The organism is Anabaena sp. FACHB-83 (genome assembly GCF_014697485.1).
GTDB lineage: Bacteria > Cyanobacteriota > Cyanobacteriia > Cyanobacteriales > Nostocaceae > Nostoc_B.
Genome location: NZ_JACJRY010000002.1, coordinates 196,857 through 222,064, shown reverse-complemented (window position 1 = coordinate 222,064; position 25,208 = coordinate 196,857). Strand labels below are relative to the sequence as shown.

The following is a 25,208-nucleotide window of genomic DNA, read 5'->3' as shown; positions in this document are numbered from 1 at the left end:
GGGTGTAGGTGTGAAAAATCCTTACACCCATTTTCAACATATAGCCTTTATGCGTGAGTTTTGAATTTAATTGACAATAAAGTGACAGCACTGACAGCTAAAATAGGTGCGATCGCATCTGATTCAGGAATTGGGATAACTCTCCCCGAACCACTAATTGTATTAGTAAAAATGCCAAAATCAGCTACTCTTCGACCAGTTGTCACTAAAAAGTATTTGCGTTTTGATGTTAGTTGTCTGTTGAATGTCACAGTATCGCCAGTGGTGGTTGTACTTGCGATCAAAACATTATTCAACTGTTGATTAAGATTAAAACTATCCTGATATAAAGCCAAGAAAATATCCCATCGAGAATTACTTCCAGATGTACCACTGATAGTATATGTTCCTGATTGATTAACGATAAAATCGAACACATTATAAGGTACACTCATTCCTAATGTGCCATCTCTTTCACCAGAAATCAGCGTAGGTGGATTACCCGGTGCGACACGCCGCCAAATAGGTTGATTTGTTGTATCACCCTGATAAGTAAAGTTGGCTGCTTGAGCCTGTTGAGTAACAGAAATTGCTGTTAATGTTAATCCTAGAGTTACTATTAATTTTTTAATAAAAAACTGAATTTTTAACATAAAACTTTCGCTGGAATGAAGTACAAAAAAATAATTAACCGCAGATAAACGCGGATGGACGCAGATGAATCTGGGGAGCATCCCACTTTTTTGAATACGTCATTGCGAGCGCAACGAAGTGGAGTGAAGCAATCGCAAAATCCCTCACTAACAACGAGTCCATGCGATTGCTACCCTGCGGGAAGTCTTACGCCTACGTCGTGCCTCCTCTCTGCGAGACGCTACGCGAACGCAATGACAGGATTATTATTTTGCTGAGTAATAAAAACTGGGATGCACCCATGAATCTGTGTCCTATCCAAGTTAAAAGTGCTATGTTTTGATGTTTTGAAAAAATTAAGGATAGCGAAAATCTTTCAATTCTAAAGGCGAAGGTGGTGCAGAAAGTATGACAATATTTCTTACATTACTAACATAACGTCCACCTGCTCTATCACCAGGAACTACTAAACGAGCAAAACCTTCATCTGTTAGTAATTGAACTGTACCGTCGCTGGCTTTTTTGGCAAATGCAACCAGTACAGATTTATTTTCAAAATTCGGATGAATTTCACCAACAGCTACAACTGCACCATAACAATCAGTCGCTTCAACTAAAACATATTGTCGCAAAAAAGCATTTTTAGTATTCTGCCCAGAATTACCAGGTTTTAGTCCGCCACCAGCTTTTGTATTATTAATCAAATCCCACAGTGTAACTCCATAATATGTTTCGGTTCTGGGGCCTGAACCTGTTTGAAAACTCACTGTGAGTTCTGTAACTGCTGATGGATTTTGAGTTTTGATAGTATCTCTTAATTCTGTAAGTTTCTGTAGAGTAAAATTGCTGGCTTGATTTACTTCTCCACTTAGGCGAAACTTATCTACAAATCCTCCCAGACATCTGTTTTTTGCCCAAGGTGCTGGTGTGTCCTGTCTTCGCCAAGGTGAAAAATTACCAGGATCAGCTAAAGTTGGTTGCCAAAATCCGAGTATGGACAGCATTAAAGAAACGCTGGCTATCCGGCGTGTAAAATACATACAATATTCCCGAATTACAGTTGATATTTCTATTCAGAAAACTATGGCTGCGCGTACCAAATTAACTTAGTTTCCATCAACTTTGTGAGCAGAAAATGTTTTTCTGTCTCACATTCCTGGAAAAACTAAGTAAATATTCTGATGAGGTAATAATACCAACTTTATTGGATTTAATCAATATAGTTGGTAATTATGAAAGATTTAGCAGCAAATACTGTTAATATATATAGCAAGTAGCAGGTTATAACTCTATATTTATTGGTAATGGCACAGTACAGAAATGATGACGGAGTAACTTTTTACTATAACTAATGCCTATTTTTTCAAAAACTATCGAATGTTTGATTAGCTCTAAAAAGCGTCGTTTGTCAAATATACCTTGAATTAGCACATCTATTTCTGTTGCTTGGGGATGGGGAAAATATTCATAATAACTCTTCTCTCAGCGACTCTGCGTCTCTGCGTGAGATTTTCATATCTGTTTGCATTTTAAGGAAAAAGGATGGGAAGCTTATGTTTCCCATCCCCTCGAAAAATAAACAACCAACCAAATAGTAGAGAAGGAGAACAGTCTAAATAAAATACTAATTCCGCATTAAAAAATCGAAAAAGTTGCGGTTAAAAGCGGTAAAGCGAAAACATCCAAAACAATTAGTCAGCTATGAGCATACCTCCAAATTTTGCTAGATAGAGTGGGCTATTTTCGCCCACCTAAGCTTATTCAGTCGCTAACAAGGTTTACCCAGCAACTATTTCTACGTTGCCTTTTTTGATTGCTTCTAGTGCTTCACCTTCAGCATCTTCTTGGCGCTTTTCTTTCTCGTCTTGCGCTTGTGCTGTGGCGGTGAGTTTCTGCACTTGTTCATCGCTTTCCAGAATACCAAACTCAATCAACAAGTCTTCTAACTCGTCCATCTCTAGAGGAGTTGGAACAGCCATAAAGTCGTTGTTGATAATCTTTGTAGCGAGTGTGCGGTATTCATTCGCTTGGTTACTTTCGGGTGCGTACTCGTTCACTGTCATCCGACGTAATTCAGCGTGTTGAACGATGTTGTCACGAGGTACAAAGTGAATCATTTGAGTGCTAATTCTTCTCGCTAATTCACTAATTAAGTCCCATTCGCGGTCTGTTTTACGGCTGTTACAAATCAAGCCACCTAAGCGCACACCGCCAGAGTGGGCATATTTGAGAATACCGCGAGAGATGTTGTTAGCCGCAAACATCGCCATCATTTCACCAGAAGTAACGATGTAGATTTCTTGCGCTTTGCCCTCACGAATAGGCATGGCGAAACCACCACATACAACGTCACCTAATACGTCGTAGGAGACGAAATCTAGGTCTTGATAAGCGCCGTTTTCTTCAAGGAAGTTGATGGCGGTGATAATACCACGTCCAGCACAACCTACACCGGGTTCAGGGCCACCAGACTCCACGCATCGGATATCACGAAAACCATTGATAACGACTTCTTCGAGTTCAAGGTCTTCAACTGCGCCTTTTTCGGCGGCGAGGTGTAGTACTGTGGTTTGGGCTTTACAGTGGAGGATCAAACGAGTAGAGTCAGCTTTGGGGTCGCATCCCACAATCAAAATTCGCTTACCCATTTCTGCCATTGCAGCGAGGGTGTTTTGAGAGGTGGTAGATTTACCAATACCACCTTTACCGTAAAAAGCTATCTGTCTAATTCTTTCGTCAGACATGATGATTTAGTCTCCTAGTAGTGTGTGAATTTGTGTGGGTCTGCGATGTGAAGAGTTCGGACGATGTAGAACGTCGCTGGGGGCGATCGCTCTACGCCCACAACCGTTAAAATCAAATACATATTCAATGAAGTGAAAAATCTGAAGTGTTTTCGCCTTTGGCGTTTGTGTGGGATAGTATGAAGTCTAAAAAGTGTTATCCTTCCCTACTCCCCACTCCCTATTCCCTATCCTAAACAGTCGCTACTACTTCCCCAATTCTCCTAATGTCGTAGCCACCGAGAACTTCTAACTGTGAGTGAACCATACGATGTCCCAAGGTACTCAGCAATTGTTGTATGGGTGCTTCTTCGAGATATTCCTTGAGAATTACTAAGTCGTAGCGTGATTGATGTAATGGGATAAATCCTAACCCGAAGGTTGCAGCGATGGATGCGGTGCTAATACCTGCGTCGGCTAAACCTAATGCCACAGCTTGGGCAACATCTTGATGGCTGGTAACGATTTGGTCAAATCCTTTGACAGCATCAAATGATATCTGCGCTTCTTGCAGTTTGCGTTCTAACAGCATCCGGCTACCAGCACCAGGTTCTCGATTAATAATGGTTGCTTTAGCTTTGACTAAATCAGATAATGTTTCCCAGCCTTTGGGATTACCAGATTCTACTAATAATCCTTCTTCCCATAAACCAAGGGTAATGACTACTGCTGACTTGTCGGCTAAAACTTCTCGCACAAACGGAACATTATGTTCGCCTGTTTTGGGATCATACAGGTGCATCCCGGCAATGTGGGCTTCACCTCTGCATAAACTGTGCAATGCAGCCATGCTGTTGGCAAAGGTAAAATGGACTCGCAACTGCGGATGCCAGCGTTCGGTAGCCCTTGCCCAGAGCGAAATTACAGGGGAACAACCAGCAATTACTACTGTATTGTGCAGTGCTTCGAGGTTGTCATCCAAAAGCCGGACTATGACTTTATCTTTACCTATTTGCTTTGCCGCCTCACCCTCCGGGTTCGACAGTTTGCTTATGCCGGGTAACCCTTTCGGCAGTTCCTTCTGGGGGAAACCCCCAAGATCGGACTGCCTCACCACCGCAACTGTCTCACCATCAGCAGGTGTCATATCTTGACGGAATGCGTCTTTTCCCACTAAGGGGTAAGCTATCCATTGTCCGCCGACTCTCGCTAGGCTAACGCGCAGAGGTTGATTAATTGTGACAGGTTTGGCGAGAGTGGCTTCAATTTCCGGTAAATCTTGCTCTAACCAGAATAGATCCTCTACTTGACAGCCAAGGGCTTTTGCTAGTTTCAGGGTGATGGCTACAGAAGGAGCATACTGCCCTGACTCTACACCACTAATAGTTTGACGAGTTACCCCAGCAATATTAGCTAAATCTTGCTGGCTCATCCCTAAGCGGGTTCTAATTGACTTCAAGTTGTTGCGGAGGTCGCTATCCTGCTTCATTGGCTGCCTTTTTTCTCAACTGTAACTAAGCCTGAGCGGATTTACCTGTATCGGTGCTTGCAAAAGGTTTGCTTTGTTTTTTGCTTTGCCCTTTCGATTCCCTCTACAGAAAGAATAACATACGTCTTGCTAGTTTTCTTGCTAAAAAATCAAAAATTTTTGCGCCAAGTTCATTTTACCTGCTTAATGTTAAGAAATTGGAAAGCCAGAATGCTGATAAAGTCCGCTTTTCGGGTTTTTAGGCTGAGATAAAATTTTTCGGAAATTTTGCCTTCATCTTTTTTGTTTATACCATTTAAGTTGGTAAATAGCTGTATTTGATACAGTTTTTGGGTTGAGTTTGGGTTTTGATGCTTTTTAGGCAGGCAGGTAATCTCGCTAGTGAAGTATATACCAACCGATATTGTGACAGGGATCAAGCGATCGCACCATTAACGATTCAATATCACAATGACTTACGCACAAAGATTGGCTATTGAGACTGGGTACATACACCCTTTCTACAACCCTTGATTTGTCGTCTCACTGCGTAAGTCAATATCCCTTCCTGCAAGATTTTAGAGGCAAGCAAGTATGATTACCGAAGAAGATTTGGCACAGCAATTTGCGACTATTGTCGAACACACTCATCCTAGTGCATGGGAAGTCATTCGCCACTGTTATGTGAAAGTCAACAACCCGCAATTCCGATATCTGCATCCGAGTTATTTTCACAAACGATATGTGACTGTTTATTGTCCAGATAAGCTAATGAGTGCTGTCCTCACACAAAAAAACTTACTGCGAGAAGTCGCCCAGTATTTAGGACTGATGGAAGTTGTGTGCTTGAATGCTACCAACTTAGTACGAGACCCTATGTCTCAACTTAAACACACGCATCCACAATTATGGTTAGATTTATTATGGATTTTGTCAACTAAACATGAAAGTTAATCCTCATAATTTCATCTGAAAAACTTCTGAATTAACTCTTGAGATAGATGTTTTTTTAGATGCGATCGCCTGATTTCAAATATGACTTGATGTAGTAGAGAATTACCCATAATAAAGGGCAGTAAATCTGCCCTTTATTTGCTGTATTAATAAACTGATTTAAATTAATTAATCAATGGCAATCATCACATCAGTAGCTTTAACAATGGCATAAACTTCTTTACCTTCAGAGAGTTGCAGATTTTCTGCCGATGATTTTGTAATGATTGCTGTTACTTCTACACCATTGGCAATTTCTACGGTGACTTCTGTATTGACACTGCCAACTTCAACTTTTTTAACTGTCCCTTTTAAAGCATTCCGCGCACTGACTTGCATTTTATATTGCTCCCTGGTTCGGTATTATTGACAGATTCAATATAGCATTTACTATCTTCAAAATTTAGCGATATTAGGATTATCACTCTTTTTTAACCATATTTTTATATTTATCTTATCTCTGTAGTTTATACCAATAAAGTTGGAATAATTGAATAAAGTTGGTAATTTGGCTGTAAGATTATCTTTGAAGACTGAGTGTAAGAATTCAAGGATATAGGGGTGTAAAAGCTTTTCCTCACCTATACCCCCACACCCTTCTTACCCAGAGGATGAATATTTTCCTGGGTTGTTAACATTCCCACACAACTTTGCTGGGTAAACTTTTAAACTGTCCTTAACCCGTGATAAACTAGCTTTACCAACTTTATTGGTTTAGTATATACTTTTACCAGTACAGTAGTGTAATTCAGTTCAGGTGTGAGGCTCATGAATAGTGTTTTCCGCAGCGCAGTATGGATCAGTCCAATACTGTTACTTGCTAGTTTTGTTACGACTCAAAAGGCGTTAGCAAATTCTGTAGTTCAGTCTCCAGAGGAATTACAGGCAGAAAGTATCAAGTTAGGTTCACCACAACTAAAAGATCATCTGGTTGCTCAAACGGAAACTGAAGTCAATCAAACCTCTGTATCAGAATTAACGCAAGAAACTGATAATTCCGATACCATGAGTCAAGTAACATCCGTATCGCAACTATCAGATGTCCAACCAACAGACTGGGCATTTCAAGCACTACAATCTTTAGTTGAACGATATGGGTGTATTGCAGGTTATCCCGATAGCACCTATCGGGGTAATCGGGCGATGACGCGCTATGAATTTGCGGCTGGGTTAAATGCTTGTTTGGAAAAAATTAATGAATTAATTGCCACAAGTACCGCCGACGCTGTGAGAAAAGAAGATTTAGAAACCTTACAAAAGCTGCAACAAGAATTTGCTGATGGTTTAGTTGAGTTGCGTGGCAGAATTGACCCATTAGAAGCACGCACCGCCGAACTAGAAGCCAATCAATTTTCCACCACAACCAAATTATCTGGGGATGTGATCTTGACCTTTGGTGGTGTGTATGGTGAAGAAAAAGCTTTAACTTCCGATGCGTGGCGGACTATCAATAATACCCCTGGTGGAAGTAGAACCGCTAGAGAAGCCGCAGCCTATAGAAGTGCTGGCGGACGCGACTTAGCAGATAACACAATTTTTGCTGACCGGGTGCGAATCATCTTTGATTCCAGTTTTTACGGTCAAGACCGCTTGCGCGTGATTTTGAGAGCGAATAATACTCTGGCTTTCAACGCCACAAATCAAGTCTCCGGGACAAATATGACGCGGTTGGCTTGGGATACGACTCTTGAGCCAGATAATAGTTTTGGCTTGGCTAAGTTATTTTATAACTTCCCGATTGGGGATAAGTTAAATGTGACGGTTGATGCTATTGGCGGTTCGTTCTTTGATAATTTCAACACCGTTAACCCCTTATTTTCAGCTGCAACGACAGGCGCTATATCGCGGTTTGGTCGTTTCGCGCCCATTTATCGTGCAAGTAACTCTGGTCTGGCGGTTGGTAGAGGTTCTGGTGTCAGTGCTATCTTCAAGCTGAGTGATGCTATTACTTTGTCAGGTGGTTATATAGCGAGAAATGCCGAAAATCCTCTGGATGGTAGAGGTTTGTTTGATGGGAGTTATGGCGCGTTAGGACAAGTGGCGTTTCAACCAAATAAAGATTTGACTCTGGCTTTTACTTATGCCCATTCTTACTTTAGTGCGGTTGATGGTAATGGCGTTGCAACTGGTGATGTGAATGTCTCCGGTTCGGAAGGAAGTGCGTTTGCGAATAATCCATTTGGAACAACTGCAATTCCTATTGCCACATCAGCTAATCACTATGGCATTCAAAGTAGTTACAAGTTGAGTAATAAATTCATCATATCTGGTTGGGTGGGTTACACACAGGCGATCGCCGAAGCCAGTTCTGGAAGAAACTCTGTTACCAATACAGTCAATAGAGGTGATAAAGCTGATATTTGGAACTGGGCTGTGACTCTAGGATTTCCCGACTTGGGTAAAAAAGGTAATGTCGGTGGGATTATTTTTGGTCAACCGCCAAAGGTAACAAGCAATGATTACGGGCCACGCACTCTGACGGCGACAAGTGCGCGTCGGGAAGATAGCGATACTTCTTACCATTTAGAAGCTTTGTATCGTTATCAAGTTAACAGCAATATCTCAATTACCCCAGGGTTGATCATTCTGTTCAACCCCGAACACAACCGCAACAACGACACTATCTATGTGGGGACAATTCGGACAACTTTCCGATTCTAGAAATTCTTAGTCAAATCTTTTAACTAAGTTGTTTGAGTACTCAACTGCTCAAACAGCTTTTTCATTCTATTCACACTCAAACCTCTCACCACGTACAGAAGATCAGTAGTGTACACATATCCTCATAATTTAGGATAGTGGTAGATTAATCTGTACAACAGGTTTTCAGTGTCAAAACTTGTTTAATTTTGATAGCGATCGCCAAAGTTAGGTTCTCTGGTTAGAAAATTTTCTCAACTAAGTGTTTAAGCGTTTATTAAAGGTTCAGGTTGATGTTATGTCGGCGATCGCTTTGGTTCAGGGAACTTATTCTTCGTCAGAATGAGTCGCCGCTAACCGTTGTTCTTTCAAGTTTTGCAACTGCTGTAACAGAGAATCTACCTCGGCTTCCAGGTTCTTAAACTTGGCTTGCTGATCTGCTTGATAATAGGACTTGTTTAGTTCGTTAACTAAAGCAGCTTGGGATTTCCGTTCTGAAACACTAGATGTAGACATTGTTATATTAAATAGATACACAACTCAACTCACACCAATATTAAATATTATAGTAATGTCGGTTTAAGGTTTGTTAAATGATTGTATAGTTTTAATCACATCATTTAATGGATTGTGAGTTTTGTGATAAGCGACGGCGATGAGTAGTGGAGTGTTCCAAAGTTTCGCACTGACGCACCAAGTTTGGCTGTTGAGGATGGGTGTAAGGGTGTGGGGGTATAGGGGTGTAAGCCTTTCAGCCTCACCAAAACCCTTGATTTTTCCTCTCACTCTTAAATCCTAAAAAACGTAGGTGTACAAAGGCTTTATGGTAAACTAACTATCTGCACGAAATAAAAAAATCTCAAAAACTACACCAAACAAAGATAATATTTTTCTGGAATAGGTGGAGAAAGAAAGCTCAAACTTGGCTTTCGTATCCATAAATTAATCAATCTTTAGTGAAAAACTGTTAAAACCTGTGACTGTGAGCTTGTCTGTTGCTAAATCTCATCGCCAACCTTGGCCCGGACTGATAGAAGCCTACCGTGAGTACTTACCTGTCAGTGACACAACGCCTGTTGTTACCTTGTTAGAGGGTAATACTCCTTTAATTCCGGTGCCAGCGATCGCAGAACGCATTGGCAGACAAGTGAGTGTATTTGTCAAGTACGATGGCCTCAACCCCACTGGTAGTTTCAAAGACCGGGGAATGACAATGGCCATTTCCAAAGCCAAGGAAGCAGGCGCAAAAGCCGTAATTTGTGCCAGTACTGGTAACACTTCCGCCGCCGCCGCCGCCTATGCTAAACGTGGTGGAATGAAAGCCTTTGTCTTGATTCCTGATGGTTACGTCGCTTTGGGCAAATTGGCACAAGCTTTATTGTATGGTGCCGAAGTTTTAGCAATTAAAGGTAACTTTGACCGCGCCTTAGAAATTGTCCGGGACATGGCTGAGAGTTACCCAATAACCTTGGTAAATTCCGTTAACCCTTACCGTTTAGAAGGACAAAAAACCGGAGCCTTTGAAGTGGTTGATGCTTTGGGTAACGCTCCTGATTGGCTATGTATCCCGGTGGGCAATGCGGGAAATATATCAGCATATTGGATGGGTTTTTGTCAATACCACCAAGCTGGTAAATGCGATCGCCTCCCCAAGATGATGGGATTCCAAGCCGCAGGTGCAGCACCATTAGTCAACGGTCAACCAGTAGCCCATCCTGACACCATCGCCACAGCCATTCGCATCGGGAATCCAGCCAGTTGGGATAAAGCGATCGCCGCGCAAACTGCGAGTCAAGGAAGTTTTGCAGCTGTCACTGATGCAGAAATTCTCGATGCTTATCGCTTATTAGCTGCATCCGAAGGTATTTTCTGCGAACCAGCCAGCGCCGCTTCTGTGGCGGGATTATTAAAAGTCAAAGACCAAGTACCCACAGGTGCAACAGTGGTGTGTGTATTGACTGGTAATGGTTTGAAAGACCCTGATACAGCAATTAAGCACAGTAACAGTCAATTTCAGCAAGGCATCCCCGCAGAACTGAAAGATGTAGCCACCGCAATGGGATTTTAAAAGTTGTTTTTGGCGATATGCGATCGCTTTTCGATCAACTAGAACCCCAGCTTTGTGAAAAAGTTGGGGTTTTATGTACCAATTGCGTATCAATATCATTAAACTTCTTGCATAAATACTTTGGTGTTGCTAACAATACTATTTAAAAGCTCACGCAAAGGCAAGGCAGTGCGTTGGGCGGCTTTGCCGACTTGAAGCAACTGCCGCGCAAAGACGCAAAGAGTAACAGAAAATTCGCTTCAGGTAAGGAAATATTAATACTGCTCATAACTTTGGTAGTTCAGTTGAACTTTCTTCTATGTTATCAGGGTTCTTAAACGTTGCCTTGGGGAGAAATGTAGCGATCGCAGCCTGAAATTTGCCACAAGGGTGATCAATTCAAAATTATGTAGGTGAAAAATCAAACCTATTCTTTAGGATAGATATACCCTTGCGGGAAATTGTGTTTTAGAAAACTTTATGAATATTTTTATACAAATACCGTTGATTCCTTGTAATCATAGCGATGCTGGGCAATCAATGTTGTTATGGCTGCATATTGTATCTGATAGTTTGATTGCGATCGCTTATTATTCTATTCCCTGCACCCTACTATATTTTGTTTGCAAACGCCGAGATTTGCCATTTAACTGGATTTTTTTGCTGTTTGCTTTATTGATGCTCAGTTGTGGTACAACTCACTGGATCGAGATTTGGACACATTGGCATCCTGTCTATTGGCTGAGTGGTGTGATGAAAGCGATCGCATCTGTAATATCACTGTACACTGCATTAGAACTGATACATTTGATGCCACAAGCACTAGCTTTTCCCAGTTCTGTACAACTAGAAGCCACAAACAAAGAACTAGAGCGAGAAATTAGCGAACGCCAAAAAATAGAAGCGGCTTTACGGTGTAGTGAAGAACGTTGGCACTTAGCTGTGGCTGGTACGAGTGAGGCGATTTGGGATTGGGACATAGCAACTAATCAAACTTATCGCTCAGAACGTTGGTTTGAAATGCTGGGATATGAGCATCATGAATTAAGCTGTGAGGATGATGAATGGAGTAAACGCATACATCCTGATGATTATGCACAAGTAATGGCTGCTCAAACAGCTTATTTATTACAACAAGCCCCAGAGTATAACGTTGAATATCGATTACGCCGTAGAGATGGTAGTTATGGATGGTTTAGATCCCGCGCCAAAGCTGTTTGGGATCAGCAAGGAAACCCTGTGCGGTTGGTTGGTTCATTGGCAGAGATTACAGACCGCAAACAAGTAGAACTCGCTTTGCAAGAACGAGAAGCAATGTTGCGGCGAATTGGCGATAACTTACCGAATGGGGCAATTTACAAAGTCATTCGAGAATTAGATGGTAGCGATCGCTTTTATTATTTAAGCGCGGGAATTGAAAACATCATGGAAGTGAGTGCCGCAGATGCACTCCAAAATGCCAGTCTACTTTATCGTCAGTTTATCCCAGAAGACATCCCCCGACTTGAAACTGCTGAAAATGAGTCAAAACAGCATCTGAGTATTTTTGATATTCAACTGCGAATCTGTACACCCAGTGGTAAATTGAAGTGGTGTCATTTTCGTTCCTCGCCACGTCGGTTGGAAGATGGTCGCATAGCTTGGGATGGCATGGTAGTTGATGTTACAGAAATTAAACGCACTGAAGAAATACTCCGCAAAAATGAAGCTTTGTTAGAAGAAGCGCAGCGCGTTGCTCGTTTGGGTAACTGGGAGTATGACTTGGCTACAGGCAAAATTAGCTGGTCAAAAGGGTTGTTTGAACTTTTTCAACGAGACATTCAACTTTCAACACCCACATATACAGAAAATTTACAGCTATATCACCCCGAAGATCAAGAAAAATTAGACCAAGCTGTAGCGCGTGCTATTACCACTGGTGAATCTTACAAACTAGTTCTGCGTGCTACTAGAACTGACAATGTTGATATTTATGTGGAGGGGATTGGCTATGCCGAGTTTAATAGTAATGGAGAAGTAGCCCGCCTTTACGGTACCGCTCAAGATATTACAGAACGCAAACAAGCAGAAGCCGCTTTACAAGCCAGCGAACGTAGATTTCGTGGCATTTTCAACAATTCATTTCAGTTTATCGGGCTGCTGAGTGTTGATGGAACTTTGCTAGAGGCAAATCAAACTGCGCTCGATTTTGCAGGAATGAAGCCGGAAGATGTAATTAATCGGCCATTTTGGGACACACACTGGTGGACAATTTCACCAGAAACTCAAGAGCAACTTAAACAGGCAATTGCTTCAGCAGCTCAAGGAAACTTTGTCCGCTATGAAGTGGAAGTTTTGGGAGCAAATAACCAAATAGCAACCATTGATTTCTCCTTGCGTCCACTCCAGGATGAAACTGGCGAAGTTATTTTGTTAATTCCTGAAGGACGAGATATTACTGAACGACAAGCGGCATTACGCGATCGCATTCAAGCAGAGGAAAAATTACGTCGCAGTGAATTACAGCTAAATGCTGCCCAGCATATCGCCCATGTTGGCAGTTGGGAATGGAACTTGGGTGATGAACAGCTAATTTGGTCAACGGAAACCTTTCTGATTTTTGGTCTTTCCCCCATTCAACCAGCACCAACTCAAGCAGAATTTCTGCAAATGGTTCACCCAGATGATCGGCCAGTTTTGCAAGCTCATTTTTTAGCGGCGATTGTTGATGCTGTCCCGATTAACGTAGAGTACCGGATTATTCGACCTGATGGCTCAATGCGCTACTTAGAATCAAAAGCAGAGGTAGCTTATGATACAAAACGTCAACAGGTGAAGTTATTTGGAGCCGTTATTGATATTACAGAACGAAAACAAGCTGAGTTAGAAATTATCAAGAGCCGTGATTTGCGTGAAGCCATTTATAACGAATCTGCTGATGCTCTGTTTTTGGTTAGTCCCCAAACATTATTAACCATCGACTGCAATTATCGAGCCGTAGAATTATTTGCAGCGCGATGTAAAGCTGACTTGATTGGAATAGAAGGACATACCCTGCATAAACGACCATTTAATTCTCAGGAGGTAGCTGAGATCCTCGCAAAAATGAATCAGCAAGGATATTGGAGCCAGGAAATCGAGTATGTTACCCAGCAGGGCAATTGTTTTTGGGGAAACACCGCAGTTAAACAAATTCAAGTTGCCCAGCAGGTGATGAATCTGGTACGAGTAACTGATATTAGCGATCGCAAACAAGCAGAACAAGCATTGCAAGAAAAAGAAAATTTTTTACGCAGTATTTACGACGGTGTAGCCCAGGCAATTTTTGTGGTTGATGTGGTTGATGATGATTTTCGTTATGCTGGTTTGAACCCTACTCACGAAGAACTCACGGGTTTTTGTTCCGATTATATCCAAGGCAAAACCCCAGAACAGTTGCTTCCTCCCACGGCGGCGATGAAGGTGAGACAACATTATCAAGATTGTCTCAACGCAGGCACAACTATCACTTATGAAGAATGTTTACCATTTAAAGGCCAAGAAACTTGGTGGTTTACCAGCCTGACTCCCTTGAGAGATGATCATCACCGTGTTTACCGCATTGTGGGAAGTTGTATTGATATCACCAAACAAAAACACGCTCAACAAATGCTCGAACTGCAAGCAGTGATTACACGCAACATGGCTGAAGGAATTTGCTTGGTTCGCGCCAGTGATGGAATTATCGTTTATGCCAATCCTAAGTTTGAGAAAATGTTTGGTTATGACACTGATGAATTAATCGGTCTACATATCTCAACTATTAACTATGCTGAGGATCAAGCACAAGCAGAAGCGGTAAACCAAGCCATCAGTGCAACTGTTTTAGAACATGGCGAAGCCAGCTATGAAGTCCACAATGTGAAAAAAGATGGCACACCTTTTTGGTGTAGTGCGACAACTTCTATGTTTGAGCATCCTGAGTATGGAAAAGTTTTCGTTGTCGTTCACCAAGACATTACCGAACAAAAGCAAGTCCAAGAGCAACTAAAAGCATCTCTAAAAGAAAAAGAGGTTTTACTCAAAGAAATTCATCATCGTGTCAAAAACAATTTAGGCATTGTTAGTAGTTTGTTACAAATGCAATGCCGACGGACGCAAGACACCGAAGCCGCAGCAATTCTGCGCGATAGTCAAAACCGCATTGCTTCTATTGCCTTAGTTCATGAAAAACTCTATCGTTCCGCCGATTTAGCAAACATAGATTTTGCCCAATACATCCCCGATTTAACCACTCATTTATTTGATTCTTACAATGTCACGTCTAACTGTATTAAACTTAAAATCCAAGTTAATAATGCCAGCTTAGACATTGAAACAGCCATCCCTTGTGGTTTGATTATCAATGAATTAGTTTCCAATGCTTTAAAATACGCTTTTCCTCATCAAAGTACAGGAGAAATTACCGTTAGCTTAGAGCAACAAGATAATTACAATTTGATATTAATCATTCAAGACAATGGCGTTGGACTACCTCAAAACTTTGATCCTAAACACACAAAAACATTAGGGATTATTCTTGTCCAAGGTTTAGTGAAGCAGTTAAGAGGAACTATTGAAGTTAATTCTCAACAAGGAACAGAATTTAAAATTACTTTTACAAAAAGTAGGGCATGAATATGATAGATATCTCCTCCGATATAAGCACAACCAAGACAGTGAAAGTCTTGGTTGTGGAAGATGAGTATATTCTTGCCATTAATTTGCAAGAAAGTTTAGAGTCTTTGGGCTACACCGTTGTTGATATTGCAGATACCGCAGAAGCCGCTATAGAAAAAGCAACTGTTCTGCGTCCAACCTTGATTTTGATGGATATTAGGTTGCGGGGTGAAAGTGATGGTATTCAAGCCGCAGAAGCAATCTGGAATGATTTACAAATCCCGATTATTTATGTTACAGGTCACTCTGACCAAAGTACTGTAGAACGAGCAACTCTCACTTTTCCCTTTGGTTATATTCTCAAACCCATCAGAGATCAAGAACTCTACGTGGCCATTCAAACGGCGCTAAATCGCTATGAACGAGAACAGTTTTTAAGTACTGTGTTGCGAGGTATGGGAGATGGGGTGATTGTAGTTGATCCCCAGTTGCAGATTAAGTATATGAATCAAGTGGCAGAAACCCTTACAGGCTGGCAATTATATGAAGCGAGAAACCAATTATTAGAAAAAATTTTTTCCCTAGTTGACGAACAAAGTAAAATACCTGTATTAAATCCCATTCATACAGCTTTAGAACAAAAAACTACTGCATATTTAAGCGATCGCACTTTATTAATTACCAAAGATAAAAAAACTATTCCCATTGCCGATAGTGCGGCTCCTCTGCGCGACAACCAAGGTAAAATTACAGGCGCAGTCTTGGTATTTCGAGATGATACCCAACGCAGATTAAGCCAAGAACGCAATCTAGCCAGCGAACGCGCCCATCAGTTAGAAATTCAAATGGCAGAATTGCAACGACTAAACCAATTAAAAGAAGATTTTTTAGCAGCTACTTCTCATGAAATGCGTACGCCATTATCAAATATTAAAATGGCAATTACAATGCTGGAAACTATTCTCGACCGCCGACGGATGATTCAGTCTGGTAAACCTCCTGAATTAAATGCTGTAGCTCGCTACATTAATATCTTACGTTACGAATGCGAACGCGAACTAAATTTAATCGATGATTTATTAAATATGCGTTTTGTAGACGCAGATATGTATCCCTTAGAATTAACTTCTATGCGTCTACAAGATTGGCTACCTCATATTACTGAAAGCTATCAGGATATTGCCCAAACTCAACAGCAAATTTTAAAAGTTGAAGTTCCTCCAGATTTGCCGAATGTGACTACTGATTTGGCTATCTTGACGCGGATTTTATCAGAGTTATTAATGAATGCTTGTAAACATACTCCCTTGGGTGCAATTATTACAGTGGGAGTTCAATTAACCCAAATCTTTAATCAATTAAATTTTCCAGAAATTTCACCTGATGTGCCAATTTCTGGAGTAGAAATTATTGTGAGTAATTCTGGTGTCGAAATTCCGGTCAAAGAACAAGCTCAAATTTTTGAACCGTTTTATCGCATATCCCAAAATCAAAATCAAGATAAATTATCAATTTTTGATTATACCCAAGTTATGCAAAACGCATCTACATTTAATCATGGTAGTGGGTTAGGTTTAACTTTGGTCAAAAAACTCGTGGAATATCTGCAAGGAAATATTACAGTTACTAGTTCTCAAGGTTGGACAAGGTTTATAGTTCAGTTACCATTAACCTTGTCAGAGCATGTTTAGTGAAAAATTGATCATAAAGACAGTAGGAGACACGGGGGACACAGGGGACACGGGAGACACGGGAGACAAGGGGGACAAGGGAGACAAGGGGGACAAGGGGGACAAGGGGGACAAGGAAGCAAGATTTATACTTTACATTTCTACCTTGTCTACCCCCTCTCCCTTGTCTAATTCCACTCAGCACTTTTTCAAAGGCCTAAATGTTGGCGTAGTGCTTGGCGCATAATCTCAACTGGTACAGTTTCTGTTTGTAACCAAATTTTTAAGGCGGCTGCACCTTGTTGAACTAGCATTTCTAAGCCATCAATGACTATAGCGCCTTGATTTTGGGCTTGTTGGAGAAATTTTGTTGGTTTGGGGATGTAAATTAAATCATAAGCGATCGCACCTTGGGGTAAATCAGCCATTTCTGCGACACTTAAAGGGGAGTTTTCTACTTGGGGATACATCCCAATGGGGGTTGTATTCACCAATAAATGTGCTTGGGGAATCAATTTGGACAAACTACCCCAGGTATAAACCTGCAACTTTTCGGCTATGGGTGAACTTCCCCAACTATCACGAAACTCAATTAATTTTTGTTCATTGCGTCCCACAACATAAATTTCCGCAAAACCCAGTTGATAACAGCCGGCGACTACAGCCCTCGCTGCACCACCATTACCTAAAATAACTGCTACTTTCTGACTCCAATCTTGTTGGTATGTTGTTTGTAAGGGGGCGATGAATCCTTCAATATCTGTGTTTGTCCCTATCCATCCCTGATTTTGGCGAGTCACAGTATTAACTGCACCTATCGCTTGGGCTACGGGGGTAATTTCTGATAATAACGGCATAATTGCCTGTTTATGGGGAATTGTCACACTAAAACCTTTTACCCCAATTGCCGCAAAACCTGCGATCGCTATTTCTAAGTTATCAGGTGCGATCGGCAAAGGTAAATAAACGTAATCTAACCCTAATTCTGATATCGCAGCATTGTGCATCAACGGTGACAGTGAATGTTCCACCGGATGTCCAATTACCCCTAATAATTTGGTAGTGCCTGTAATTTTAGTCATTGGTCATTTGTCATTGGTCATTGGTCATTAGTTCTTCTCCCCCACACTTCTCACACCTCCCACACTTCCCACACTTCCCACACTTCCCAAACCTCCCACACTTCCCACACCTCCCACACTTCCCACACCTCCCACACTTCCCACACCTCCCACACTTCCCACACCTCCCACACCTCCCACACCTCCCACACTTCCCACACCTCTATACCCTCACATCCTCTACAATTATTAACAACTACTTAACATTACTTAAAATTATGCAAGTTAGTACAGCCCCTTTGACAAATCCGGTTCCTGGGCAATATTGGCAGTGGCGAGGGCAGAAAATTTACTATGTACATGCAGGAAATTCACAATCCCAACGTCCACCGTTGCTGTTGGTGCATGGGTTTGGTGCTTCTACAGACCACTGGCGAAAGAATATTAGTGGATTGTATCAAGATTTTGAAGTGTTTGCGATCGACTTGTTGGGATTTGGGCGATCGGCTAAACCCAAACTCCAGTACAGTGGAGACTTATGGCGTGACCAACTGCATGATTTTATCAGTGAAATCATTGGTCGCCAAGCGATCGTTGCAGGTAACTCTCTTGGTGGCTATGCAAGTTTGTCTGTTGCTGCCCAATATCCTGATAGTGTTGCTGGGGTAGTATTACTCAATAGTGCTGGCCCTTTTAGCGAAACTCAAGCCACAGAAGAACCAGAAGCGTTACAATCACAAATCCAACCACCCAAACAACCATCACCCCTACAAAAAATCTTGGGTAGTAGTGTCAAGTGGATTTTTAAACAATCTTTTTCCCGGTTTGTGATATTTCAATATGTGCGACAACGTTGGGTAATTCGCCGCACTTTAGAAAAAGTTTATTTAGATAAAACTGCAATTACAGACCAATTAGTAGAAGAAATTGCTCGCCCTGCTTATGATACAGGGGCTTTTGATGTGTTTGTTTCTGTTTTTAGCAGTCCTCAAGGAGAAAAAGTTGATGTGCTGTTGCAACGCTTAACTTGTCCTTTATTATTACTTTGGGGCGAAGCTGATCCTTGGATGAAGGCGCGAGAACGTTCACAAAAATTCCACCAATATTACCCCCAACTGACTGAATATTTTCTCAGGGCTGGTCATTGTCCCCATGATGAAATTCCAGATCAGGTCAATCAACTTTTAAGAGATTGGGTGATATCTATTTCTGAGTAAAAATTTAAAGTCATAATTCTATGTGAAAACGAGTGACATACTCTTTCAAGTAGGTTGGGTGTAGCGATCGCGTAACCCAACAAAGTATACGTGAATGTTGGGTTCTGTTCCTCCACTCAACCTACGCCTTACGTATAAAAACGAAAAATCAAGGGTTTTGGCGAGGGTGTAGGGGTACAGAGGTATAGGGGAGCCAAGTGGCGTGTGTATGTATCTAAAACCCTTACGCCACAAACCCTTACACCCTTATACCCAATCTTAATAGACAATCTTGGTGCGTAAGTCCTGAAAGAGTGTTTTTTCAGAGTATATGCACCGTTTTCTCTGGAGAAATAATGATATTATTTCTCAATAATCCTCAGATTGTTCGAGAGATTGAATGCTCAGTAATGAAACGACTGCAATATTGTTTGCCCTAATATCGGCGTTTTTTGCAGCTTTAACGACTATCTTCGCCAAGATAGGAGTCGAGACGATTAACCCCAATTTAGCAACTGCGATCCGCACCGTAGTCATTTTAGTCATGGTTTGGGGTTGGGTTTTTGCCAAAGGACAACTAGATACACTGCTGACAATTTCGCCTAAAACTCTGTTATTTCTCGTCTTTTCTGGTTTATCAACGGGTTTATCTTGGTTATTTTACTTTCGGGCTTTACAAGTCGGGAAAGCTTCTTTAGTCGCGTCTTTAGATAAATCGAGTTTACTTTTGGTACTGGTTTTTTCAGCACTGTTTCTCAAAGAACAACTAACGCCGCAAGTGATGTTGGGAACTGGCTTGATTTTAGCTGGTACACTGGTTTTGATTCGTTAATATACGCTAGTACAATTTAAGCTTTATTTGATAACAGGACTTACGCACCAAAATTGTTTGTGGGGATTGGGTGTAGGGGTGAAAGGGTATGAGGGTGTAAGGGTTTTGAATACTTACACCCTTACACCCTCATACCCCTGCATCCTGTTCTAAAACCTTATTTTTTCGTTTTTTTGCGTAAGTCCTAGATATATTGAATGACAACCGCCTCATAATCTTAACTTATAACCAATGAGACTCAGCACTTCAAACCACATGCTGCACTTTGCGATCGAGAAAACGTTCTACCTCGGAAGTATTTATTAGTTTGATAAAATCAGCGACCAACTAAACCAACTGATGACAAATCAACCGCCTCAAACTTTGGATGTGGGTTTTAAGAATAGCCACGCTACAAAAAATGTCGCTGCTGTGAATAGTTGCGTTAAATCTAAAGCAGAGAGATAACCATCTGCAAAAGAAGCGATACTGCGATCGGTAATGCCAAAGACCCAAGAAGAGAGTCCAAATAGCCAAATCCCATTCTTGAGATTGCCTACGAACTCTTTAGAGTCGGATGTTTTTTGGTCTTTCATGTCTTCTACTCCGATGGTGGAAAATCCAGTATCTGCAAATAAAGAACGTTTTGATTTTTGACACTGATTTATAACTATATTAATAAATATTTCTTGGTCTTGACTAAACTGCCAAAAGACACATCTAGTAAATTCATCATTTATCTTTGGTAGTTATATCTCTGGGAGAATACCTAACCAGGGCAAAATTAAGTCACAATAGCAGTAGGCAATCATAGAGGGTGCTGCTATGGATCGTCTAGTTCAAATTCTTCAGAATATCTTTATTCGCCTTGAAGGTTATTTTTCTGTAGTTTTTAAGGCTGTTTTCGGTTTTTTTGGAAGTATTTTTGGCTTTTTTGCGAAAGTTTTCGGATTTAATAGCTCTGGCTATTATTTGGAATCTGATGCGGCGCAAACTATCAAGCGAGTTTCAGAAGAACAAGCAAAAACAGAGCAGAAAACCACCTCGGAAACTCCTTCATTTGTCCGCCGTCGTTCTCAGAAAAAAGTAGAAGACTATTACCTCAACATGGCGCGTGATGTTGGCAAGAAGTAAAAATTAACTGCCAATATCAATCATCTTCAGGTGGGCAATGTTTACAACATAACAGTCTGTTGAAACCCGATTGTGAACTATTGGCTCACCTGATTTTAAACTGGGTCACACTGACTTCAGCTTCATCAACCATCATCATCTGGCGGTGCGTTAGGCGCTTGTATGTAGTTGTTGTGATTCATTCGCTCACAATATGCGCCTAACACACCTACAAGAACTTTTACTTTATCAGGACTTATGAAAGTGTCAAAATTGGTAGTTGGTGCGTGACGCTATCAATCTTATGACTACGTTCAAATCTTCTCTTTGCGTCACACACCCTACAGAAAAAATATGTCAGTTGCGTAAGTCCTATTTATAAATAACCTCTAAACCATGTGTTGCAGTCGAGACAAACGCTCTGAGTAGTTTTTGATGACGTGTAGTGCAAACATAGGTGTTTCTTGAACGGCGAAGAGAAATCTTCTTTCGTCTAAGGAGACGAGTTTGCATTCAGTTTTAGCGATCGCAGTATAAGTCCGATTCTTGATGCCTACAAGTACCCCTGTTCCAAACACATCACCAGTTGTAATTGTCTCTACAACTTTGCCGTTCACTAAGATGTTAATTTCTCCTGCGATAATACCAAGCATAAAATCACCAGGCTGTCCTTCTGCAAAGATGATCTGACCGGCTGCATATATTTGAGGTTCGGCTTGTTTTTGAAATATCTCAATGGTTACAACTGGATTTAACAACATTAGAGCAGTACCAAACTTATACTTAGGCGATATAAACCAGAGTAGATTATACTACTAGGGTTTGATATGCCAGTGACAAACTCAACAGATATTCATGCAGTTTATGGAAAGGTTTAAAAACCTGTAGAGTCAGATTTGAGATAAGAAGAATAGAGACAAGGGGGACAAGGTAGATAGATATTTGTCAATCAAATAGGATTGCTATATATAGGATTTAATTTGATTTCTGAAAAAAATCAGTACATCCAGAAAAGATTTCTTTTCTACTCCCTACTCCCTGACTACATCAGTAAATTCGGAAATAAAACCATATTTCTATATCTTTAGATACTAGTATTTTCTGTAGATTTATCATTTTTTGCTAATTATTGTTAGTTTTTATTTACTAAAGATGAATGGCTAATGACGGATGAATAAATATTTTAATATCGCTAAAATCATTGACAAGTTTGGATTTTAGCTAAGGTTTGAATATGCGACGTATTGCTGATTTTATGTTGCTGATTGTTTGTGGCGGGGTTTGGTATTTACTGGGGATTTTATCAGCGATCGCTACACCACCAATGCAAGTTAGAGAAGAAAGTCAAAGTCGCAAACCCCAAAATTTACTGGATAAAAGTGATTGTTTATATAATGCGCGATCGCCTTATATTCAATGTGCTGTAAATCCAACACAATTGTGTGAGCAATGTATGTATTTTGTAGAATATAGCAATCCTCAATAATTGGTCTTTGTTTGTCACATCTCAAATCAGACTGCTATATTTTCAGATACTTCCCCTCTCATTCTGTAGAATTAAATTGAAGCTAAACCAGATTTGAGGGTGAAGTAAGCAGCACAAAATCGACCACCATTGGGATGTTTGAGTACGGCTTTTCCTAAATAAAAATCATCATCAATTTGAACTAATTGGTCTACCAACTCCCGAATCATAAATCGAGGGTTTTCTGGTAAATCGAAGCTCAAACGTAAAACGTCAATATCTGGTTCTAATAAACATTGATCACGGGAGGTCTGAAATTTAAAGGCCAGGGTTCTTCCTCTCGTATCTGCCACATAACCATTATATGAAGGCCAAATTAAGCGCCCTAGTAATAAACCATCATTGGTAAAAATATTATCACCAGTGTGATTGTTGGCATCAAATGTTTTACCTTCCCAAGGTAGCCACATCTTTGTGATGATATCTAACCAACTATCTAAAACTGGATTGAAATTAGCAGTCAAAAACTCACCCCAATAGCGACCGTTTAAAGTTTGTTCTGGAACTTTACCTTGGCGATAAATCTGATCTAAGGCGGCAATTCCACCTTTTTGGTCAGATTTTAACTGTCTTTTCGCTACTTCCAGTTCTGTACGTAAATTAACATTGAGTTGCTGATCAATATTCATGAGTCGCCTCACTGAGTTTAGTTGATTCCTGAAAGCTAGGATTGACGCAATGAAGGAGATTTCACTATTGAGACTCAATCAAGTAACTGCTTATATTATGACAATTCACAACGCTAGATTCAGTCACCAGCGCCAGATTTAGTAAATTTACCTGAATTGTTCGGCTTAATTATCCACCTCAGACTTCCCCAGACAGTAAATTTGACTACCGTTGAATTTTTAATTTTTGCCAATTTGGCAAACAAATTGTTGTGAATACTGATATTGTTTGTATTGTGCAAGGGGTGTACCAGAAGTTGTCCTGACTTTATGGTCGGGGCAACTTCTCCAAAAATATTACCAGCAAGAAAAGTAGTACAGATAAACTGAGTCACCCAAGTCGTCTCAAAGTATTGTTCTCCGGGGTGTTAGTGCTGAGTTTTAAATAAGGTTAATAAAAGATAAAAATTAAATTAAAAATTTATAATTTATATATATAAATTGCAATAAATTCTGACTGCTGGGCGAAAATGGATGGTTTTTATAAAGTGTTAAGAGTTATTATCGATCCCAAGGAATAAATTAACAACTTGTAAAAAATCATATCAATTGAGTGAACTACCCAAGCGTTTACATTTCGGAACAAACCAGTCCCATAAATTTAACTGGCGATATGGGACAAGCTGTGCAAATTTCTATTCATGCACCGAGTAAATATATATGTACTAATTGCGAACGGATATTACCAGATTGGAAACAAGAACCCTTTTTTTGGGTTGTGGTTGTTTTGCAGCGATCGCAATTTTCTTTAGTGGAAAGCACCAAAGAAATCGAGGCGGAGAAACAAAAGTTACGCCAAAGGTTTATGGGATTTGGTTGTGATGTGGCTTTTGAATTGCGCGATCGCGGTTATCTCTCAGACTTAATTGATCCGCGTACAGGCTATCCTTTACTTTCGCGTCCCGGTGCAATGCCGCACAATGATACTGCTGTAGTTAAAGCGTTACTTGGCTATCCAGTCATTAAAAATAAATGCTGTGTGCTGGTTCATCCAATTTGGGGTACAGCAATTTATCCGAGTATTTTAATCTCCGCCGCACCGCCAACGCTGATTGAATTTGTCGTTAAAGAAATCGCCTGTCAACATGGATGGGAAGAGGAAGTATGAAGTATGAAGTGTGAAGTGTGAAAGTTTTTTCATTCTACGAAGTAGATGGATAGGAATTTTGTAATCCCAGTATTAAATTTTGGCATTAGTAATGATTTTACTTCTTCCTCCGGTTGGTGAGCGAAGCCGAACCACTGCCTTCTTTTGCAAGACTGCGATATTCCCAAGGGTTGGTAAATTTGCTATCACTCCAAACACCTAGTTTTTGCTGTTGTGCTTGTGCTTCTGCTTTTTGAACTAAATCTTTACTCGGACATTTGTTTAGATAAGGGCGATAAACCTTAGCTAAACCTTCTTTTAATAAGACTTCTTGGACAAAAGTACCATCTTTTAAGCGGACTTCTGCAACCTTTCTACCATAGCGATCGCTATCTGTAATCGTCAACATCACGCGATCGCCTGATTGTTGGACTAATTGTTGTAAGCGTGCTTGTGCTTTGGCACCCCAGTCAAATTGATTGCGATCGCTGGCGAGTTTACTGTTCCTTTCTTTTTGGGAATGGGGTACTTCTGGCGCATCAATACAAGCAAAGCGCACATTGAATTTAATTCCTTTCGCATCTTTGACAGCTAAAGTATCCCCATCACTCACCCTTTCTACCAAGTCTCCAGAAGCACCAAAGAATTTATCACAACTCACCAAACCCAAAACCATCACAACTGCACTTAGCCAAAGTACCATCTGTTTTGTTAATTTCTGCATTCAACCTCACCTAACTCTGATGGATGATACTATATTTGATTTTTGAAATAGATGCGGCTCCGATTGAAGTGCCAACATTAAAAATAGTGATATATTTACTGAGATCGGTTCTGATGGGGAGCAGCCATCAGACGTAAGGGGGAAAGTTCGGTGAAAATCCGGCACTGTCCCGCAACTGTGAACCAAAATTGGGTGAGTCAGGATGCCCGCCGATATAACTGAATATATTTACATAAATCTGCGAGGTACAGAT

Annotated in this window: 23 protein-coding genes and 1 riboswitch; of the genes, 11 read left to right on the top strand and 12 right to left on the bottom strand. The window is 40.7% G+C overall.

Annotation, left to right across the window (positions count from 1 at the left end):
* Positions 1-47: 47 nt before the first annotated feature.
* From H6G79_RS03140 to H6G79_RS03125, 4 genes are all read right to left on the bottom strand, one after another.
* Positions 48-632: a PEP-CTERM sorting domain-containing protein gene (locus H6G79_RS03140; RefSeq protein WP_190592123.1), complete on the bottom strand. Its 585-nt coding sequence runs from the start codon at positions 630-632 to the stop codon at positions 48-50.
* A gap of 336 nt (positions 633-968) precedes the next feature.
* Positions 969-1,652 carry a hypothetical protein gene (locus tag H6G79_RS03135; protein WP_190592124.1) on the bottom strand — a complete coding sequence of 228 codons (684 nt, stop codon included), beginning with the start codon at positions 1,650-1,652 and terminating at the stop codon, positions 969-971.
* A gap of 738 nt (positions 1,653-2,390) precedes the next feature.
* Positions 2,391-3,356 carry a nitrogenase iron protein gene (gene nifH, locus H6G79_RS03130; RefSeq protein ID WP_190592125.1) on the bottom strand — a complete coding sequence of 322 codons (966 nt, stop codon included), beginning with the start codon at positions 3,354-3,356 and terminating at the stop codon, positions 2,391-2,393.
* A gap of 232 nt (positions 3,357-3,588) precedes the next feature.
* The gene (locus H6G79_RS03125) at positions 3,589-4,824 is read right to left on the bottom strand and encodes a substrate-binding domain-containing protein (RefSeq protein ID WP_190592126.1); all 1,236 of its coding nucleotides are present in this window, start codon (positions 4,822-4,824) and stop codon (positions 3,589-3,591) included.
* Positions 4,825-5,174: 350 nt separating this feature from the next.
* Here H6G79_RS03125 and H6G79_RS37235 point away from each other — a divergent pair, with 350 nt between their 5' ends.
* Together H6G79_RS37235 and H6G79_RS03120 are read left to right on the top strand one after the other, a co-directional pair.
* A complete protein-coding gene (locus tag H6G79_RS37235) occupies positions 5,175-5,303 on the top strand; it encodes a hypothetical protein (protein WP_277877203.1) in 129 nt (42 codons plus the stop codon).
* Between the two features lie 94 nt (positions 5,304-5,397).
* Entirely contained in the window at positions 5,398-5,757 is a 360-nt protein-coding gene (locus H6G79_RS03120; RefSeq protein ID WP_190592127.1) for a hypothetical protein, read from the top strand.
* Between the two features lie 168 nt (positions 5,758-5,925).
* On the opposite strand, the gene H6G79_RS03115 is transcribed toward H6G79_RS03120, so the two are convergent.
* On the bottom strand, positions 5,926-6,135 hold the full coding sequence (locus tag H6G79_RS03115) for a molybdopterin-binding protein (protein ID WP_190592128.1): 210 nt from the start codon (positions 6,133-6,135) through the stop codon (positions 5,926-5,928).
* A gap of 429 nt (positions 6,136-6,564) precedes the next feature.
* Between H6G79_RS03115 and H6G79_RS03110 the strand changes: the two genes are divergently transcribed.
* Positions 6,565-8,457 carry an iron uptake porin gene (locus tag H6G79_RS03110; RefSeq protein WP_190592129.1) on the top strand — a complete coding sequence of 631 codons (1,893 nt, stop codon included), beginning with the start codon at positions 6,565-6,567 and terminating at the stop codon, positions 8,455-8,457.
* Positions 8,458-8,763: 306 nt separating this feature from the next.
* Here the strand turns inward: H6G79_RS03110 and H6G79_RS03105 are convergent, their stop codons facing one another.
* Positions 8,764-8,952, bottom strand: a complete 189-nt coding sequence (locus tag H6G79_RS03105; RefSeq protein ID WP_190592130.1) for a hypothetical protein — start codon at positions 8,950-8,952, stop codon at positions 8,764-8,766.
* A gap of 460 nt (positions 8,953-9,412) precedes the next feature.
* On the opposite strand from H6G79_RS03105, the gene thrC reads away from it, so the two are divergent.
* The 3 genes from thrC (at position 9,413) to H6G79_RS03085 (ending at position 16,791) form a co-directional block, all read left to right on the top strand.
* The gene (thrC, locus tag H6G79_RS03095; protein WP_190592131.1) at positions 9,413-10,504 is read left to right on the top strand and encodes a threonine synthase; all 1,092 of its coding nucleotides are present in this window, start codon (positions 9,413-9,415) and stop codon (positions 10,502-10,504) included.
* Positions 10,505-10,963: 459 nt separating this feature from the next.
* On the top strand, positions 10,964-15,118 hold the full coding sequence (locus H6G79_RS03090; protein WP_190592132.1) for a PAS domain S-box protein: 4,155 nt from the start codon (positions 10,964-10,966) through the stop codon (positions 15,116-15,118).
* 2 nt (positions 15,119-15,120) lie between these two features.
* The gene (locus tag H6G79_RS03085) at positions 15,121-16,791 is read left to right on the top strand and encodes a response regulator (protein WP_190592133.1); all 1,671 of its coding nucleotides are present in this window, start codon (positions 15,121-15,123) and stop codon (positions 16,789-16,791) included.
* 188 nt (positions 16,792-16,979) lie between these two features.
* Here H6G79_RS03085 and H6G79_RS03080 read toward each other — a convergent pair whose 3' ends face one another.
* Together H6G79_RS03080 and H6G79_RS03075 are read right to left on the bottom strand one after the other, a co-directional pair.
* The gene (locus H6G79_RS03080; RefSeq protein WP_190592134.1) at positions 16,980-17,852 is read right to left on the bottom strand and encodes a shikimate dehydrogenase; all 873 of its coding nucleotides are present in this window, start codon (positions 17,850-17,852) and stop codon (positions 16,980-16,982) included.
* 27 nt (positions 17,853-17,879) lie between these two features.
* A complete protein-coding gene (locus H6G79_RS03075; RefSeq protein WP_190592135.1) occupies positions 17,880-18,050 on the bottom strand; it encodes a hypothetical protein in 171 nt (56 codons plus the stop codon).
* A gap of 59 nt (positions 18,051-18,109) precedes the next feature.
* Here H6G79_RS03075 and H6G79_RS03070 point away from each other — a divergent pair, with 59 nt between their 5' ends.
* Entirely contained in the window at positions 18,110-19,048 is a 939-nt protein-coding gene (locus H6G79_RS03070; RefSeq protein ID WP_190592136.1) for an alpha/beta fold hydrolase, read from the top strand.
* Between the two features lie 379 nt (positions 19,049-19,427).
* Positions 19,428-19,859 carry an EamA family transporter gene (locus tag H6G79_RS03065; protein WP_190592137.1) on the top strand — a complete coding sequence of 144 codons (432 nt, stop codon included), beginning with the start codon at positions 19,428-19,430 and terminating at the stop codon, positions 19,857-19,859.
* A gap of 356 nt (positions 19,860-20,215) precedes the next feature.
* Here the strand turns inward: H6G79_RS03065 and H6G79_RS03060 are convergent, their stop codons facing one another.
* Positions 20,216-20,434, bottom strand: a complete 219-nt coding sequence (locus H6G79_RS03060; RefSeq protein WP_190592138.1) for a hypothetical protein — start codon at positions 20,432-20,434, stop codon at positions 20,216-20,218.
* A gap of 229 nt (positions 20,435-20,663) precedes the next feature.
* Between H6G79_RS03060 and H6G79_RS03055 the strand changes: the two genes are divergently transcribed.
* Positions 20,664-20,972, top strand: a complete 309-nt coding sequence (locus H6G79_RS03055) for a threonine dehydratase (RefSeq protein ID WP_190592139.1) — start codon at positions 20,664-20,666, stop codon at positions 20,970-20,972.
* A gap of 368 nt (positions 20,973-21,340) precedes the next feature.
* Here H6G79_RS03055 and H6G79_RS03050 read toward each other — a convergent pair whose 3' ends face one another.
* Positions 21,341-21,709, bottom strand: a complete 369-nt coding sequence (locus H6G79_RS03050) for a cyclic nucleotide-binding domain-containing protein (RefSeq protein WP_190592198.1) — start codon at positions 21,707-21,709, stop codon at positions 21,341-21,343.
* A gap of 476 nt (positions 21,710-22,185) precedes the next feature.
* On the opposite strand from H6G79_RS03050, the gene H6G79_RS03045 reads away from it, so the two are divergent.
* Complete coding sequence (locus H6G79_RS03045; RefSeq protein WP_190592140.1) at positions 22,186-22,437, top strand: DUF6464 family protein; 252 nt, start codon at positions 22,186-22,188, stop codon at positions 22,435-22,437.
* A 71-nt stretch (positions 22,438-22,508) separates the two neighbouring features.
* Here H6G79_RS03045 and H6G79_RS03040 read toward each other — a convergent pair whose 3' ends face one another.
* A complete protein-coding gene (locus tag H6G79_RS03040) occupies positions 22,509-23,105 on the bottom strand; it encodes a hypothetical protein (RefSeq protein WP_190592141.1) in 597 nt (198 codons plus the stop codon).
* A gap of 652 nt (positions 23,106-23,757) precedes the next feature.
* Between H6G79_RS03040 and H6G79_RS03035 the strand changes: the two genes are divergently transcribed.
* On the top strand, positions 23,758-24,252 hold the full coding sequence (locus H6G79_RS03035; RefSeq protein ID WP_190592199.1) for a methylmalonic aciduria and homocystinuria type D protein: 495 nt from the start codon (positions 23,758-23,760) through the stop codon (positions 24,250-24,252).
* A gap of 97 nt (positions 24,253-24,349) precedes the next feature.
* Here the strand turns inward: H6G79_RS03035 and H6G79_RS03030 are convergent, their stop codons facing one another.
* Entirely contained in the window at positions 24,350-24,955 is a 606-nt protein-coding gene (locus H6G79_RS03030; protein ID WP_190592142.1) for a thermonuclease family protein, read from the bottom strand.
* 88 nt (positions 24,956-25,043) lie between these two features.
* A riboswitch (cobalamin riboswitch) is annotated at positions 25,044-25,184 on the top strand.
* Positions 25,185-25,208: the final 24 nt, after the last annotated feature.

Bases quoted from the DNA above. Each gene is read 5' to 3' on its own strand.
- H6G79_RS03090 (WP_190592132.1), top strand. From the start codon at position 10,964: ATGAATATTTTTATACAAATACCGTTGATTCCTTGTAATCATAGCGAT.
- H6G79_RS03055 (WP_190592139.1), top strand. From the start codon at position 20,664: ATGGATCGTCTAGTTCAAATTCTTCAGAATATCTTTATTCGCCTTGAA.
- H6G79_RS03115 (WP_190592128.1), bottom strand. From the start codon at position 6,135: ATGCAAGTCAGTGCGCGGAATGCTTTAAAAGGGACAGTTAAAAAAGTT.
- H6G79_RS03105 (WP_190592130.1), bottom strand. From the start codon at position 8,952: ATGTCTACATCTAGTGTTTCAGAACGGAAATCCCAAGCTGCTTTAGTT.
- H6G79_RS03035 (WP_190592199.1), top strand. From the start codon at position 23,758: ATGGGACAAGCTGTGCAAATTTCTATTCATGCACCGAGTAAATATATA.
- H6G79_RS03120 (WP_190592127.1), top strand. From the start codon at position 5,398: ATGATTACCGAAGAAGATTTGGCACAGCAATTTGCGACTATTGTCGAA.
- H6G79_RS03060 (WP_190592138.1), bottom strand. From the start codon at position 20,434: ATGAAAGACCAAAAAACATCCGACTCTAAAGAGTTCGTAGGCAATCTC.
- H6G79_RS03045 (WP_190592140.1), top strand. From the start codon at position 22,186: ATGCGACGTATTGCTGATTTTATGTTGCTGATTGTTTGTGGCGGGGTT.
- H6G79_RS03030 (WP_190592142.1), bottom strand. From the start codon at position 24,955: ATGCAGAAATTAACAAAACAGATGGTACTTTGGCTAAGTGCAGTTGTG.
- H6G79_RS03140 (WP_190592123.1), bottom strand. From the start codon at position 632: ATGTTAAAAATTCAGTTTTTTATTAAAAAATTAATAGTAACTCTAGGA.
- H6G79_RS37235 (WP_277877203.1), top strand. From the start codon at position 5,175: ATGCTTTTTAGGCAGGCAGGTAATCTCGCTAGTGAAGTATATACCAAC.
- H6G79_RS03080 (WP_190592134.1), bottom strand. From the start codon at position 17,852: ATGACTAAAATTACAGGCACTACCAAATTATTAGGGGTAATTGGACAT.
- H6G79_RS03065 (WP_190592137.1), top strand. From the start codon at position 19,428: ATGCTCAGTAATGAAACGACTGCAATATTGTTTGCCCTAATATCGGCG.
- H6G79_RS03110 (WP_190592129.1), top strand. From the start codon at position 6,565: ATGAATAGTGTTTTCCGCAGCGCAGTATGGATCAGTCCAATACTGTTA.
- H6G79_RS03135 (WP_190592124.1), bottom strand. From the start codon at position 1,652: ATGTATTTTACACGCCGGATAGCCAGCGTTTCTTTAATGCTGTCCATA.
- H6G79_RS03040 (WP_190592141.1), bottom strand. From the start codon at position 23,105: ATGAATATTGATCAGCAACTCAATGTTAATTTACGTACAGAACTGGAA.
- H6G79_RS03085 (WP_190592133.1), top strand. From the start codon at position 15,121: ATGATAGATATCTCCTCCGATATAAGCACAACCAAGACAGTGAAAGTC.
- nifH (WP_190592125.1), bottom strand. From the start codon at position 3,356: ATGTCTGACGAAAGAATTAGACAGATAGCTTTTTACGGTAAAGGTGGT.
- H6G79_RS03125 (WP_190592126.1), bottom strand. From the start codon at position 4,824: ATGAAGCAGGATAGCGACCTCCGCAACAACTTGAAGTCAATTAGAACC.
- H6G79_RS03070 (WP_190592136.1), top strand. From the start codon at position 18,110: ATGCAAGTTAGTACAGCCCCTTTGACAAATCCGGTTCCTGGGCAATAT.